General features: G+C 67.9%; 11 protein-coding genes. 7 read left to right on the plus strand and 4 right to left on the minus strand.

The window, feature by feature from the left end; translation table 11 throughout:
* Positions 1-89 precede the first annotated feature (89 nt).
* Both imuA' and AC5ZH6_RS08745 read left to right on the plus strand, forming a co-directional pair.
* Positions 90-911, plus strand: a complete 822-nt coding sequence (gene imuA' / locus AC5ZH6_RS08740) for a DnaE2-dependent mutagenesis accessory factor ImuA' (protein ID WP_006367550.1) — start codon at positions 90-92, stop codon at positions 909-911.
* The gene (locus tag AC5ZH6_RS08745) at positions 911-2509 is read left to right on the plus strand and encodes a DNA polymerase Y family protein (protein ID WP_006367549.1); all 1599 of its coding nucleotides are present in this window, start codon (positions 911-913) and stop codon (positions 2507-2509) included. Before imuA' ends, AC5ZH6_RS08745 begins: the two co-directional genes overlap by 1 nt.
* 11 nt (positions 2510-2520) lie before the next feature.
* On the opposite strand, the gene AC5ZH6_RS08750 is transcribed toward AC5ZH6_RS08745, so the two are convergent.
* Both AC5ZH6_RS08750 and AC5ZH6_RS08755 read right to left on the minus strand, forming a co-directional pair.
* Positions 2521-3618 carry an alanine racemase gene (locus tag AC5ZH6_RS08750; RefSeq protein ID WP_006367548.1) on the minus strand — a complete coding sequence of 366 codons (1098 nt, stop codon included), beginning with the start codon at positions 3616-3618 and terminating at the stop codon, positions 2521-2523.
* On the minus strand, positions 3615-5546 hold the full coding sequence (locus AC5ZH6_RS08755) for an SDR family oxidoreductase (RefSeq protein WP_271355397.1): 1932 nt from the start codon (positions 5544-5546) through the stop codon (positions 3615-3617). Before AC5ZH6_RS08755 ends, AC5ZH6_RS08750 begins: the two co-directional genes overlap by 4 nt.
* A gap of 206 nt (positions 5547-5752) precedes the next feature.
* On the opposite strand from AC5ZH6_RS08755, the gene AC5ZH6_RS08760 reads away from it, so the two are divergent.
* The 5 genes from AC5ZH6_RS08760 to AC5ZH6_RS08780 all read left to right on the plus strand — a co-directional run bounded on the left by AC5ZH6_RS08760 (position 5753) and on the right by AC5ZH6_RS08780 (position 12741).
* A complete protein-coding gene (locus tag AC5ZH6_RS08760) occupies positions 5753-6352 on the plus strand; it encodes a TetR/AcrR family transcriptional regulator (protein WP_238534885.1) in 600 nt (199 codons plus the stop codon).
* A 91-nt stretch (positions 6353-6443) separates the two neighbouring features.
* Positions 6444-8060 carry a carboxylesterase/lipase family protein gene (locus AC5ZH6_RS08765; RefSeq protein ID WP_006367545.1) on the plus strand — a complete coding sequence of 539 codons (1617 nt, stop codon included), beginning with the start codon at positions 6444-6446 and terminating at the stop codon, positions 8058-8060.
* A 140-nt stretch (positions 8061-8200) separates the two neighbouring features.
* Positions 8201-8722, plus strand: coding sequence for a glyoxalase superfamily protein (locus tag AC5ZH6_RS08770; protein WP_006367544.1), 522 nt, complete (start codon positions 8201-8203; stop codon positions 8720-8722).
* 134 nt (positions 8723-8856) lie between these two features.
* Positions 8857-9432, plus strand: coding sequence for a peptide deformylase (gene def / locus AC5ZH6_RS08775; protein ID WP_006367542.1), 576 nt, complete (start codon positions 8857-8859; stop codon positions 9430-9432).
* A gap of 51 nt (positions 9433-9483) precedes the next feature.
* Positions 9484-12741, plus strand: a complete 3258-nt coding sequence (locus tag AC5ZH6_RS08780; protein WP_014359503.1) for an error-prone DNA polymerase — start codon at positions 9484-9486, stop codon at positions 12739-12741.
* 41 nt (positions 12742-12782) lie between these two features.
* Here the strand turns inward: AC5ZH6_RS08780 and AC5ZH6_RS08785 are convergent, their stop codons facing one another.
* Positions 12783-14318, minus strand: a complete 1536-nt coding sequence (locus AC5ZH6_RS08785; RefSeq protein ID WP_271355402.1) for a hypothetical protein — start codon at positions 14316-14318, stop codon at positions 12783-12785.
* A gap of 52 nt (positions 14319-14370) precedes the next feature.
* The gene (locus AC5ZH6_RS08790) at positions 14371-14997 is read right to left on the minus strand and encodes a signal peptidase I (RefSeq protein ID WP_496168939.1); all 627 of its coding nucleotides are present in this window, start codon (positions 14995-14997) and stop codon (positions 14371-14373) included.
* Positions 14998-15049: the final 52 nt, after the last annotated feature.

The raw sequence follows: 15049 nt of genomic DNA on the forward strand, positions 1-15049 counted from the left end.
GGGGTGATTCCCCGAGTCGGATGGGACGCGATGGTGTGGCACTTCCCGGCCCGCCGAGCATTGTGTGCGCTGGCCGGAAGGGGTGTGTCATGAGTGTGGTGCCACTGGATCGGGGTGGGCGAGAAGGGTCGGGACGTGCGGATCCCGACACCCTCGACTCCCTGCGCCGAAAGATGGCGGTGATGTCGGGGATGCCCGACAGACGCTCGGTACAGCCTGGGCCGGCCGAGGTCTTTGCCTTACCGGACGCCATCGCAGACCTGTTGCCCCGCAGCGGAATCGGGAAGGACGGGAGCTCCGGACAGCACGGGATCGCCCGGGGCACGGTGGTCGGTTACCGGGGTGCGCGGTCGCTGCTGATGGCGATGATCGCCACCCTCACGCAGGCGGGACACCAGGTGGGCATCGTCGGGATGCCGCGCCTGAATCTGCTCGCCGCGGTGGAGATGGGCGCCGATCTGCGTCGGATCGCGGTGGTCCCCGACCCGGGTATCGACCCGGTGGAAGTGGCCGCGGTACTGCTCGACGGCATGGACGTGGTCGTGGTGGGGCTGCGCGGGACCACCGTCGCCCCCTCGCGGAGCCGGGTGGTCGGGGGCCGTGCGCGCCAGCAGGGTTCGTCGCTGGTGGTCGTCGACGGCGACTGGCCCGGCGCCCACACCCGGATGGATGCGAGGGTGATCGGTTATCGACACGGCCCGGAGGCCGCCGATCTCGCCGGTGCACATCGGGGTTATGGACGGGTCGGTGGCATGCGGCTGCAGATCGTCGTCGGTGGTCGCGACCACCGCCGACGTTCCGCCGAGATCGACATCACCGCAGGCGGATTCGGCGACGACGCGGTACATATCCGACGGGTGGGGCCGTCGGTGTCGGTGGCCGCCGACGCGCCCGGCGCGGTGGCCAACTGATGGCCGCGCAGGCGCGGGTATTGGCGCTGTGGTGTCCGGACTGGCCCGCCACGGCCGCCGCCGCCGATGCCGATCTGCCGCCCCGACACCCGGTGGCGGTGCTGCACGCCAATCGTGTGATCGCCTGCTCGGCCCCGGCGCGGGCGCTCGGGGTTCGGCGGGGGATGCGTAAACGGCAGGCGCAATCGGTGTGTCCGGAGATGACGGTCGTCACCGCTGACGAACATCGGGACGGCCGGTTGTTCGAGCCGGTGGCCGCCGCGGTCGCCGATCTGGTCCCGGCGATGGAGGTGGTGCGGCCCGGGCTGGTGGTCCTGCGGCTGTCGGGTGCGGCGCGGGTGTTCGGGGGAGAGGCCGAACTCGCCGAGGAACTCATCGACCGGGTCTCCGCGTGCGGAGTGGAGTCACAGGTCGGCGTCGCCGACGAACTGTTCACCGCGGTTCTGGCCGCGCGCACCGGACGCAGCGTGCCGCCCGGCGGCGATCGTGAGCACCTGGCGGATCGGCCGATCGCCGACCTCGCGGCCGAACCCTCCCTGTGCGGGCCCGGCCGCACCGAGTTGGTCGATCTGCTCCGCAGGCTCGGCCTACGGACCATCGGGGCGTTCGCCGCGATGGCGGCGTCCGACGTCGCCACGAGATTCGACGCAGACGCGGTCATCGCACATCGGCAGGCCGCCGCCCAGCCGGGCCGTCCGCCCTCGACGCAGGCGCTGCCGGAAGACCTGGTGATCGAGTACCCGTGCGACCCGCTGATCGATCGAATCGACGCGGCTGCCTTCGCCGGCCGCCGGATCGCCGAACTGCTGCACCGCCGTCTCGTCGATGCGTCGGTGGCCTGCACCAAGTTGACGGTGGAAGCGATCACCGAACGCGGACAGCGTCATTCGCGAACCTGGCGATGCGGCCAACCGCTCACCGCGTCGGCGACCGCCGACCGTATCCGCTGGCAACTCGAGGGATGGATGACCAGTGGTCGTACCCGGGGTTCCGGCGACGCGCGGCCGGATTCACCGATCGCGGTCCTACGGCTGGTGCCCGTCGAGGTCGTCGACGCCGGAATGCTGCAGCACGCGTTGACCGGTGCCGGGCTGCCCGGCGAACCGGAACTGACCGAACGAGCGCGCCGCAGCATGGAGCGGGTGCAGGGCCTGCTCGGCGGCGATGCGGTGCGCATACCCGTGCTCAGCGGTGGACGCGGTCCCGCCGAACAGATCTCGATGATCACCCTCGGCGAGGACCCGGTGCCCGGGCGCGACCCGGAGGCGCCCTGGCCGGGCCGCCTGCCCCAACCGGCACCGACGATGTCGTCCGACGCGCCGGTCGAGGTGATCGATCCCGCGGGAGAGCCGGTGCAGGTCACCCCGCGAGGCGCGTTCACCGCCGAACCGACGATGGTCCGGATGCCCGAACCCTCCCGGCAGGGCTGGGAGGTACGGTGGTGGGCCGGGCCGTGGCCGGTCGGTCTGGAACCTGCCGGTCCGGAATCGGGGCATGAGGCGATCAGTGCTCGCGCGCAGGTGCTGCTCGACGACTCGCGCGCGTTGCTGCTGTGCTACCGCTCCGGCGGCTGGGTGGTGGAGGGGGTCTACGACTGAGCGACCTGGCTTCAGCTGTTGCGGCCGCGTGCGGCGACGCGCCACGACAGTGATTGTTCCCCTTGGCCTTTCACGATCAGGTCATCGACGAGGTTCACGGCCGTGCACACGTGGTTGGGGATCACCTCGATCCGGTCTCCCGGATCGGGGATCCTCGCCGGCCCCTCGGGGTCGTCGTCCTCGGGGTAGTCGATGGTGGCGTGATGTTCCGACAACGCGGTGATCCGGGCTCGCGGGGAGTCGAGGACATGCCCGAAACCCGTTGCCCACCCGGGCCGGTCGGCGCCGAGGATCTTGCTGCCGGCATCGACGATCACCCGCGATCGCGATCGATGGACCACCGTGGTGACCGCGGTCAGCGCCACCTCGTCGACGGTGGCGCTGCCCAACTCCACCTGCTGGGCGTCGTTGAACGGGTAGACACCGGGCCGGATCTCGGTGAGGGCTCCGGCTTCGGCGAACTCGACCGTCGGGGTCGATCCGCCACTGATCACGCGGGGATCGATACCGTTGTCGCGCAACGACTGTGCCGCGTCGCGCAACGCCACCACCTCGGCGGCGGCGGCCTCGGCGCGCGCCGATCCGGGACCGTATCCGTGTCCGGGGAAGGTGAACACACCCACCACGTCGAGGCCCGCGTCGGCTGCTGCTGCCGCCACCTGCCCGGCCTGTTCGGCCGCCACCCCGGTGCGGTGATGTCCGGAATCGATCTCCACGAGAACCTCGAGATGTGTATCGGGCCGTGCGACCTCGGCGGCGAGGCGGTGCGCTCCGGCGATCGAGTCGACACCCACGCGCATCGACACCGCGCGAGCGATTTCGCGTAACCGCGCACCCGTGTGGGCGGTCACCCACAGCGGGTAGGCGATGAACAGATCGCGACACCCGGTTTGTTCTGCCGCGGCCGCGAACACCTCGGCCTCACCGATGGTTGCCACCGTCAGACCCGTCGCACCGCAGTCGATCTGGCGCCGAGCGATCTCGATGCACTTGTGGGTCTTGGCATGTGGGCGCAGTGCCACGCCGAGGTCGGCGCAGCGTCGCGCCATGGCGGTGAGGTTGGACTCGAGTCGAGTGAGATCGACTGCCAGATACGGGGTGTCGGTCACGGGGTGTCACCGGCTGTGGAGTTCTCCAGAGCGGCCGTCGATTCGCGGCTGAGGAGGTAGTCCTGATGCATGATCCGGGTGGTCAGCCGTGGGGCGAAGCGGTGGCCCAGGTCGGCGAGGTCACCCAGTGGTGTCGACACCCGTTGTGGGCGGCGCAGAATCGCATCCAGTACGCGTGAGGCGCCCTTGTCGACCGACCACACCCCGGCCGAGTCCCGGTACTGCTCGGTCGGCGCGATCATTCGTGTCCGAACCAGTGGGAGCCGCACATGGGAGACCGTCACGTGATCCGACAAGGTCTCGGCGGCGACCGAATCGCTGAACGCCTCCAGTGCCGCTTTCGATGCCGCGTACGCGCCGAAGCGGGCGCCGCGCGCCTGCACGGCGATCGAGGTGACGTTGACGATGTGGCCACTGTTGCGTTCGACCATGTGCGGTAGCAACGCCAGTACCAGATTGACCGCACCGAAGTAGTTGACCGCCATCACCCGGTGATAGTCGTGGGAGCGATCGACGGCGTTGATGGTCGCCCGGCGGATGGAACGGCCGGCGTTGTTGACCAGGACGTCGACGTGACCGTGGTCGACGATGACGGTCTTCACCATGGCGCGTACCGACTCCTCGTCGGTGATGTCACAGACGAACGGGATCGCCTGCCCGCGAGGGATTCCGGGTTTGGGTGTCGCCGAATTCACCTCGCGCGCCGCGGATTCCAGCTCCTCGGAGTGGCGTGCGACGATCAGCGCCGTGGCACCCCGCTCGACGCACATGCGGGCGGTGGCCTTGCCGATTCCCGACGAGCCACCGGTGATCAGAACGACCTTGCCGACGAGCGGGCCGCGCGGATCGGATCGCCGATGACGCGCCGGGTCGAGTGCGCGCTCCCAGTACCGCCAGAGCAAGGGCGCGTAGTCGTCGAATTCCGGTGGGCGAATCCCGAATCGGGCCAGCCGTGCGATGGTCAGGTCGGAGCGGAACGTCACGGGCAGATCCATGCCGTCGAGCAGGGCGGGCGGGATACCGGCCTGGCGGGCGATGAGGTTGCGGCCGAGGCGTAACGGGGGAGTGCCGGCCAACGACGTGGCGCGTCCGACGATCTGGTGGGGGATCGCGTTGATGCCCTTGGGGGCTCGCAGGGATGGGGCCAGTGCGTTGTACATCTCGGTGATCGTCACCTCGCGGCGGTCTCCGAGGTGATACACCTGGCCGTCGGATTCCGGGTCGAGACCGATCAGGGCGACGAGGGCGTCGACCACATAGTCCACCGGTACCATGTTGATGCGTCCGAGGTCGGGAAACGGGAGACGCAGTGCCGCAGGCAGTTTCCCCAGCAGACGAAGATGACCGAAGAAGTAGTACGGGCCGTCGATCTTGTCCATCTCGCCGGTACGGGAGTCGCCGACGACCACCGACGGGCGATACACACGCCAGCGCAAACCCGTACGCTCGCGGATGACCTTCTCGGCCTCGAACTTGGTGCGGTGATAGGGCGTCGGGAAACCCTGCCCGAGATCGAAGTCCTGCTCGGTGAACTCGCCCGCGTGGTCACCGGCCACCGCGATCGACGAGATGTGATGGCACATCGCATCATGGGCGACGGCGAAGTCCGCGACCCGTGCGGTGCCCTCCACATTCGCGGCATGCTGGCTGGCCGCGTCGGCTGCCATGTCATAGATCGCGGCGAGATGGACGACGTGATCGACCTCGATGTCGTTGTCGTCGACGCCAAGGCCGTCGACGGTGAGATCCCCGATGACCGGGTGGACGCGGTGCGAACCGGGGAAGCTGCGCACGGTGTCGACGAATCGGGGCAGTGAGCCCTGGCGGACGAGCGCGTGGATCTGCGCGTCGGGATCGGTTGCGAGTAGTTGTCTGATGACGCGGCGTCCGATGAATCCGCTGCCACCGGTCACAAAGTACGAGGTCACGGTGAACTCCATGTTCGCAGGCTGACGAAAACACCATTCTTACTGGACAGTAAGATCGGTGTGCTGGTTCACACCCTGTCACTCCGGGCCGTCGCAGGCAAGGTCTGGTGGCTCGCGCGGCGGTCGGTGCACCACAGGCATTGGAGGCTCGCGGATAAATTTTCCACCCCTGGTAAATGATTGCCAGGGGTGGTAGTTTTGCCGTGGTGGCCGCTACTTCCATGATCGCGCGGGTGCGTCGGCAGCAGATGATCGAAGCTGCTGTCGAGGTCATCGACCAGATCGGCGTCAGCCAGGCGTCACTGGTACGCATCGCACGACAGATGGGGGTCAGCCGCAAGCTGATCACCTATCATTTCGACAGTCGCGCAGCACTTTTCGCGGCGGTTGTCGAGCAGATCTATGATCTCGGCCGCAGTGAGGTCCAGCCAGAGGCCAACGCGGCGCGGTCGCCGGAGGCGATGCTCACGGCGTTCATCCGCGGCAGCATCGCCTTTTACGCCCGCCACGTGCGAGAGATGAGAGTTCTCTCGGCGCTGTATGCGTCCGACGATCCCGACGCCCCGAACCGGGACGAGAGCGATCATCACCGAGAGGAGATGACAGCGGTGGATGCGATCCTCACCGGCGGGCAGGAAGCCGGCCTGTTCCGGTCCTTCGACGTGGGGCTGGCCGCCGATCTCGTGCGCGTCACGCTCGACCTCGGGCTGCGGCGGATCATCGCCGGCGATCCGCCGGCGGCGGTGGCCGAGGAACTCGACCGATTCGTGCTGGCGGGGCTACGCGCCGAGCAGTCGCGGATCTGACCACGCGAATCTGACCACCGCGAATCCGACCACCGCGAATCCGACCACCGCGGATTCGACACCCGCGGATCTCCAGCCCACGGAGGGCGACATGACACAGTGCCTGAGACGATTGAGTTCGACCATCACGCTGATCGCCGTCATCATCGTCGGCGGTGTGGCGTGCACGAGCGCCGATGACTCCACACATGCTGCGCCGCTGCAGGTGTCGACCAGCAGTGGGGTCCTGCACGGCCACACGGTCGGGGCCACCCGTCAGTTCACCGGTGTTCGCTATGCCCAAGCGCCCACCGGGGATCGGCGCTGGGCGCCACCGGTCCCGGTGTCGGACCCGAAAGCCGATGTCGACGCCACCGGTGTGGCGCCCCAGTGCCCGCAGGCGGCGACGCCGGTACCGGGGAAGCCGCCACCCACGCAGAGCGAGGACTGTCTGTACCTGAATGTGACCACCCCGCAACGGATTTCCGATGGCTCATCGCTACCGGTGATGGTGTGGTGGCACGGCGGCGGATATGTCAGCGGGTCCGGATCGTCGTACGACGCACAGCGTCTGGCCGACGCCGGTGACGTCGTCGTGGTGACGGTGAACTATCGGTTGGGGATCTTCGGCTATCTCGGACTGCCGGGACTCGCCGGGTCCGGTGACTTCGGATTCGCCGATCAGATCCAGTCGTTGCGCTGGGTACACGACAACGCCCGGGCGTTCGGTGGCGATCCCGGCAATGTGACCGTGTTCGGTGAATCGGCAGGCGGCATGTCGGCGTGTGCGGCCCTGACCTCGCCGGCCGCCAAGGGACTCATCGACAAGGCCATCATCGAGTCCGGTTCGTGCGCATTGGATTTCCCCACCGGAAGTCTGTTCCCCGGAGTTCCGCAGTCACGTCCGTATGCACCCCTTGAACAATCGGAGGCCACCGGTGCGCAGGTCGCGGCATCGCTGGGGTGTGCCGGTGCCGACACCGTGCGTTGCCTGCGGGACCTGCCCGTCGAGAAACTGCTGACCCAGAACGAGACGTTCTCGAACGGACTCGCCTACGGCACCGCGCTGCTGCCCACGAGTCCGGCCACGGCCGTCGCCGACGGCACCACCCTGCGTATCCCGGTCATCACCGGCGGAAACGCCGAAGAGAACGGCGCCTTCACCGCAGGCGCGGTGACGGCAGACCCGCACGCCTACACCGCCGAGTCCTATCCGGCCGACCTACGGGCCGCGTACGGGGTACGGGCACAGGAGGTCGCCGCGCGGTATCCGTTGTCGTCGTTCTCGTCGGCGCCCGCCGCGTTGGCGCGGGTGTTCACCGATTCGGGGTGGTCCTGCCCGACCCTTCGGGCGGCCCACGACTTGTCCGGCCACGCGACGACCTTCACCTATGAATTCGCCGATGCGTCAGGGCCGAACGTGAGCGGTGGGGACAATCCGGCAGTGCCCAAGGCTGCGTTCCACGCCGACGAATTGCCGTACCTGTTCGACTTGAACGGCACCAACCTCGTCCCGCGACCTCCCCAGTCCACGCTGTCGGCGGCGATGATCGGGTACTGGACGTCGTTCGCGCATTCGGGTACACCCACGGCCGCCGACCAGCCGCAGTGGCCGTCGGTGTCGGGGGCGAGCGGTCCGGTGCAGTCCTTTGCGGCCGACGGAGTGCACGGCGTCGACTTCCGTGCCGAGCACCAGTGCGACTTCTGGGATTCGGTGCCGATCACATAGTCGTCGACGGCGCCCGGCACGACGCCGACAGCGCCCGCCATGATGCCGAGCGCGCTGTCGCGGTGGGTACGGTGATCGCAATGGAGAACCCGACCTTCGATCACTGACGTATCGACCACCGCCGCACCAGGAGTCGTCTCATGGACAACCACCTCAGCCCCAAGGCCATGGCCGTCACGTTGCGAGCACGCCTCGCAGAATCGGACGTGACGATCACTCATTCACGCGCGCTCGAAATCGTCGCGGCACAGTTGGGTTTCCGCGACTGGAACACGTGCGCAGCAGCGTCGGAGAATTGCTCCGATCCCATCACGGTTCCGATCGTGCGCACATTTCCCGGTGACGAGGCCGACCGCTTCTATCTCGACTTCCTCGGATTCGGTGTGGACTGGGAGCATCGCTTCGAACCGGGAATGCCCCTCTATCGCCAGGTATCCCGGCAGGGGTGCGTGCTGCACCTGTCCGAGCACCACGGCGATGCCACACCCGGATGTGCGGTGCGCATCCGGGTGCGCGACGCCGCTGCTCTGCAGCGTCGGCTGCATGACAGCACGATCTACCCGTTGCGGATCGGACTCGTCCACGAGCCGGGGCGGGACGAGGTCCGAGTGCCCGATCCCTTCGGCAATCGATTGATCTTCTTCACGCCCACAGGGCAGTAGTCGTCTGCGTCGATGGCGCTCACCCGCGCGTCGAGAGCGCTTGGTAGAGCGCTGTCGCGGGTCTGGAGGGCGCTGTCGGCGGTGTGCGACGAGCCCGGGTGACAGTGCGCTCATCGGCGGAGGAAACTGTGTGCATGCCCATCGCCGAATTGCTGAAGCTCGGAACCGTGCGCCCCATCGTCGCCTGGGGTGATCCGGTGTTGCATCGCGAGGCGCGCCCGGTGACCGACTTCGGCCCGGAATTGCAGACGTTGCTGGCCGACATGTTCGCCACCAACACCGCGGCGGCCGGTGCGGGCCTGGCCGCGGCCCAGATCGGGGTGGACCTCGCGGTTTTCATCTACGACTGCGGCGACGAGACCGGAACGCGACGGACCGGGGTTGTCTGCAATCCGCGCCTCGAACTGCCCGAGGGACGCGACCGCCGCCTCGTCGACTACGACGAGGGGTGTCTGTCGTATCCGGGTGCGTACGCCACCCTGTCGCGTCCGTCGGTCGCCACCTGTCACGGTGAGGACCAGTTCGGCGAGCCGGTGACGATCACCGCCGGCGGGCTGTTGGGCCGGTGTCTGCAACACGAGACCGATCATCTGGCCGGCATGGTGTTCGGCGATCGGCTCACCGCCCGGGCGCGCAAGGGGCTGCGACGTATGCGAGATGAGGTCGCCGACCGTTACCCCGACGACTGGCCCGTCTCGCCGAAGAGTTGAGAGGATGAGGTAAGACCGACGCGAATAGAACGCATGTTCTATGCTCGATGAGTGGGTTGGAACCATGGACCACCGACCTGGTCGGAGATGGAGCGAGTGCTCTCCGGCCGCTCGCGAGCCGGCGAGCGGCCCGGCGAGTTCTTCGGTCCCGGTGACGGTGGTGACTCCCCGGCATGGTCGCGCAAACGTGGACCCTACGTCGCGCCCGAGATCGATCGTGAGCCCTCGGGTGTGCCCTATGCCGAACTGCACGCGCACAGTGCCTACAGCTTTCTCGACGGGGCGTCGATGCCCGAGGAGATGGTCGCCGAGGCGCAGCGCCTCGATCTGAAGGCCTTGTCGATCACCGACCACGACGGTTTCTACGGCGTCGTCCGATTTGCCGAGGCCGCACGGGAATTCGGGATGCCGACGGTCTTCGGCGCCGAGCTGTCCCTGCAGCCCGACGTGGCGCGGACCGGTGTCAACGACCCGCCGGGCGAGCACCTGCTGGTCCTGGCCCGAGACGGCGAGGGCTATCGCAGGCTCTCGCGGCTGATCGCCGACGCGCACATGACCGGTGGCGAGAAGGGGCTGCTGCGCTACGACCCCGACCGGCTGACCGACCACGGCGGTCACTGGCTCGTGCTCACCGGCTGCCGTAAGGGGTCGGTACGCCGAGCCCTCGAGCGGGGCGGACGTGCGACCGCGCAGAAAGCTCTCGGCGATCTCGTCGACCGTTACGGCCGCAACGGGGTGGCCGTCGAACTCACCGCCACCGGCCAGCCCGACGACGACGAACGCAACGCCGTATTGTCCTCTCTGGCCGGTCTGTTCGCGTTGCCGACGGTGGCCACCACCGGTGCGCATTTCGCCGGACCGCCCCAGCGACGTCTGGCGATGGCGATGGCCGCGGTTCGCGCCCGCACCGACATCGACACCATCGCCGGGTGGATGCCCGGGGTCGGCGGTGCGCATCTGCGCAGCGGTGACGAGATGGCGCGATTGCTGTCCGCGCATCCGGAGGCCATCGACAACGCGGTGCACATCGCCGGCGACTGTGCCTTCGAATTGGGTTTGATCGCACCGCAACTGCCACCCTTCGAGGTGCCCGACGGTCATACCGAGGCCACCTGGCTGCGTCACCTCACGATGACCCGGGCACTCCGGCGTTACGGCACGCCTGCGCAACATCCACAGGCCTATCGGCAGATCGAACACGAACTCGCGATCATCGAAACCCTCACGTTCCCTGGCTATTTCCTGGTCGTCGCCGACATCGTCGATTTCTGCAAGAGCGCCGACATCCTGTGTCAGGGGCGTGGTAGCGCTGCCAACTCCGCGGTCTGTTATGCGTTGGGTATCACCAATGTCGACCCGGTCGCCAACGAGTTGTTGTTCGAACGGTTCCTCGCTCCCGAGCGTGACGGCCCGCCCGACATCGACGTCGACATCGAGTCCGACCGTCGGGAAGAGGCCATCCAGTACGTCTATCGCCGGTACGGCCGTGACTACAGCGCACAGGTGGCCAATGTGATCACCTATCGCGGCAAGTCCTCGGTCCGCGACATGGCGCGCGCCCTGGGATACGCACCGGGACAACAGGATGCGTGGGCCAAGATGCCCGACCACGCGCCCGCCGACGTCACGCGTCTGGCGGATGAGATCGCCGGTATGCCCAGGCACCTGGGTATCCACTCGGGTGGGATGGTGATCTGTGATCGGCCGATCGCCGACGTGTGCCCCACCGAGTGGGCCCGGATGGCCGATCGCAGTGTGCTGCAGTGGGACAAAGATGACTGTGCGGCAATCGGTCTGGTGAAATTCGATCTGCTGGGGCTGGGTATGCTCTCGGCGCTGCACTATGCGATCGACCTGGTTGCCGAGCACAAGGGCATCCACGTCGATCTGGCGCAGCTCGATCTCACCGAGGAAGCCGTCTACGACATGCTCTGCCGCGCCGACTCGGTGGGGGTGTTCCAGGTCGAGTCGCGCGCTCAGATGGCCACGCTGCCCCGCCTCAAACCGCGTTGCTTCTACGATCTCGTGGTCGAGGTGGCGCTGATCCGGCCCGGGCCCATTCAGGGCGGGTCGGTGCATCCCTACATCCGTCGTCGTAACGGCGACGAGCCGGTCACCGTCGAACACCCGTCGATGCTCGGGGCTCTCGAACGCACACTGGGGGTTCCGCTCTTTCAGGAGCAACTCATGCAACTCGCGGTGGACGTGGCGGGGTTCGACGCCTCCGAGGCCGATCAGCTGCGCCGGGCGATGGGCTCCAAGCGCTCGCCGGAGAAGATGCAACGGTTGCGTCAACGGTTCTACGACGGCATGCGCAGCACTCACGGCATCACCGGGCAGGCCGCCGACCACATCTACGAGAAGATGGCGGCCTTCGCCAATTTCGGTTTCCCCGAGAGCCATTCGCAGAGTTTCGCGTCGCTGGTGTTCTATTCGTCGTGGTTCAAGCTGCATCATCCGGCGGCATTCTGCGCAGCGTTGCTGCGTGCACAACCGATGGGGTTCTACTCACCGCAGTCCCTGGTCGCCGACGCCCGGCGGCACGGGGTGCGGGTACACCGGCCCGACATCAACCGCTCACTCACCGAGGCGACGTTGGAGAACACGGGGCTCGAGGTGCGGCTCGGTCTGGCTGCGGTACGCGGGGTCGGCGAGGAGGTGGCCGAGCGTATCGTGCTCGCCCGCAACGCCGATGGTGATTTCACCGGGGTCACCGACCTGTCCCGGCGTGCCGCGTTGAGCACCCGTCAGCTCGAGGGACTCGCCGGTGCGGGCGCGTTCGACTGCTTCGGGCTGAGCCGACGCCAGGCCCTGTGGGAGGCCGGAGCCGCGTCGAGCGCCCGGGCCGAACACCTCGACCTGCATCAGGCGGCGGCGACCCCGACCCTGCCGGGCCTGTCCGATGTCGAGTTGGCCGCGACCGATGCGTGGGCGACCGGGGTGACCCCGACGGCATACCCCACCCAGTACCTGCGTCCGCGGCTCGACGCACTCGGCGTGATCCCCGCCGACGGGCTGCTGTCGGTACCCGACGGGTCGCGGGTCCTGGTGGGCGGGGCGGTGACCCATCGCCAGCGCCCGGCCACCGCCTCCGGGGTGACCTTCATCAATCTCGAGGACGAGACCGGGATGGTCAACGTCGTCTGCTCGGTGGGCTTGTGGATTCGCCAGCGCGAGCTGGCGACCTCGGCGTCGGCATTGCTGGTGCGCGGCAAGGTGCAGAACGCCGAAGGGGCCGTCACCGTGGTCGCGGACCGATTGCAGCGCATGGACCTTCGAGTGGGGACGCGATCGCGGGACTGGCAGTGAGGCGCTACGGTGCCTGCCCCGGAAGCCAGTGCCGTCGGAGGTCAGCTGCCGGACTCGTCCGTGGTCCCTGGTCGTGCGGTGCCCACCGTTGATCCTGCCGTGTCGGTCGTCGGTGCACCACCGGTGCCCGGCGTCGTCGTCTCGGCTGCCCCGGCTTCGGGGGCACCCGGGTCGGGCGTGGTGACCTCGGGTTCGGTGACTTCGGGAGTGGTGCCTTCCGGCGTGACACTCTCGGGAGTGGTTCCCGGCGTGGTGATCTCGGGGGCGATCACCGTGCTCGGCAACGCGAACATCCATCCCGCGGTGTCGCTGGGCTGCCACACCGCCGAGCCGCCGCCGCGTCCGACCGTGAAGGCGAACCAGCCGGTGTAGGTGCTCTCGGGGTGCAGCGTGGCCGGAATCATTGTGCCCCGGTCGGTCTCGGCCGATCCGACAGCGATCCTCCGCCCGCTGACGAGGTGTGCGACATCGTCGGCGGACATCCGCGACAGTCGTGCACCACCGGTCTCGGCCGACGTGTCGACGCTCATCCGCACCGCGACGACGATCCCGTCGTCGCCGGCGGTCGAGACGACGTCATGCACTGTGGCGCGACCCAACTCGGTGCCGTCGGTGGCGATCAGGTCGAACGGGACACCGCGCTGCACCGTGGTCATGGTGTTGGGTCCGCTGGGCGATTCGGCAACGGAATCGCTTGGTGCCAAATCGGATTCCTCGGTGTTCTCGTCATCGACCGCGGCGTCGCCGGTGGCCTCTGCGGTGCTGGACTCCGCGTCCGCGCGGGTCTCCTCGGCGACGGAGCTCATCGGTGCGGCGAAGGTGTCGACATCGGGAAGGGCGGCTCCCAATCCGCATTCCGCGCGGACCAGTAGTGCATCGATGGTCCAGTAGTTGGTGCCGAACAGGTCGTATTCGCCGATCTGGAGCCGCAGCGCCGACAGCGCGGAATCCCCGGTCACGCTCGCGTAGCTGGTCAGCGTGCCCCGCAGGCGTGCGGCGGTGATCGGCGCAGTGAAGTCGGTGGAGGTGCCTGCGGCGGGGACCGCAACCGTCGTGCTGCCGATGGTCATCGTGCCGCCCGCCGGTGCGGTGACCGTGGGACCGCTGTCGGCGGTGCACACCGCCGATGCGCTGATCGGCGCGGTCAGCTGAACCCGGCGACTCGACGACAGTGCGGTCGCGTAGATCTCGAAGCTGTTCATCGTCGCCGAGGCCGAGCCGGTCGCGTTTCCGGAGGCGGTGTAGCTCGCGGTCGACGTGCCGGCGCCCTCGGCTCTGGTGATCCCGAGCAGCCCGCTGGTGTCGATGACATCGGTGACGGTGGACGTACCGGGATTGTCATGGGTGTGGGTGACGCGGGTGGCCTCGACGTTGTCGGTGGTGATGACGCGATCGATGGTGGCCCGACCGGTGAGCGAGCGTGCGTACCCCTCGGTGACGTCGGCCCGGGCGAACGTCGAGGTACCCCAGATCGCGGACTGCCAGGAGGCGAGTACCCCGGTGGTCTGGACGGCGAGCATGCCGGCGGCGATGGTTGCGATGGCGGCGAGGACGACGGCGATCTTGGTGCGTGTCATGGTGGTTTCCGGTGCGAGCAGGTGGATGGGTGGACGGTGGACGCGGGCGAGCTCACTCGCGGATGCGAGGCGAGCGTGGCCAGAACGCCCAGAGCACCAGCAGCGAGGCACAGATGGTGATCGTGCCGAGTACGTAGGGATTGGCCAGCCACACCACGCCCTTGGCGAGTCCTGGTGCGTGCCAGACGACTTCACGGACCTCGGCGACCCGGTACATGCCCGGATCCGGGTTGGGATTGGCGTCGCCCTTCATGGCGATCAACGCGTGGCCGTCGGCTTGGGGGTGGACCTCGGTCACCCGGTGGGTGACCGGACGTCCCGTCTCACGATCGACGGTGACGATGTCGCCGACGGAGATCTCCGACGCCGGTATCTGATGGACCAGGGCCAGCGATCCCTGCGGAATCGTCGGTGACATCGATCCGGTCTTGAACATGATCAGTGAGTAGTTGCCCACGAAGGCCCAGATGACCAGCACGATGCACACGAGGCCTGCGGCGGCGAGGACATTCATGATCGTGTTCTCGAGGATGCGCAGAATCGGTGATCGGGGCGGTGGGCCCGCCGGTGCGGGGTCGATGGGAGTCGCCGGGCCGGTGTCGTTGGTGGTGTGCACCGACCACGCGGGGATGGCGGGGGTGTGCCGTGACGACGCCCGGTGCGACATGGCGCGTGTCATTGTCTTTCCTTCTCGTGCTGTGGTTTTCGTGTGCGACCGATGTGGAGGGCCG

Source organism: Gordonia sp. YC-XJ4 (assembly GCF_059511865.1).

What these genes read in the sequence shown, in the direction of transcription:
- def (WP_006367542.1), top strand. Translation starts at nt 8,857, where the DNA reads ATGCCCATCGCCGAATTGCTGAAGCTCGGAACCGTGCGCCCCATCGTC.
- AC5ZH6_RS08765 (WP_006367545.1), top strand. Translation starts at nt 6,444, where the DNA reads ATGACACAGTGCCTGAGACGATTGAGTTCGACCATCACGCTGATCGCC.
- AC5ZH6_RS08790 (WP_496168939.1), bottom strand. Translation starts at nt 14,997, where the DNA reads ATGACACGCGCCATGTCGCACCGGGCGTCGTCACGGCACACCCCCGCC.
- imuA' (WP_006367550.1), top strand. Translation starts at nt 90, where the DNA reads ATGAGTGTGGTGCCACTGGATCGGGGTGGGCGAGAAGGGTCGGGACGT.
- AC5ZH6_RS08785 (WP_271355402.1), bottom strand. Translation starts at nt 14,318, where the DNA reads ATGACACGCACCAAGATCGCCGTCGTCCTCGCCGCCATCGCAACCATC.
- AC5ZH6_RS08770 (WP_006367544.1), top strand. Translation starts at nt 8,201, where the DNA reads ATGGACAACCACCTCAGCCCCAAGGCCATGGCCGTCACGTTGCGAGCA.
- AC5ZH6_RS08745 (WP_006367549.1), top strand. Translation starts at nt 911, where the DNA reads ATGGCCGCGCAGGCGCGGGTATTGGCGCTGTGGTGTCCGGACTGGCCC.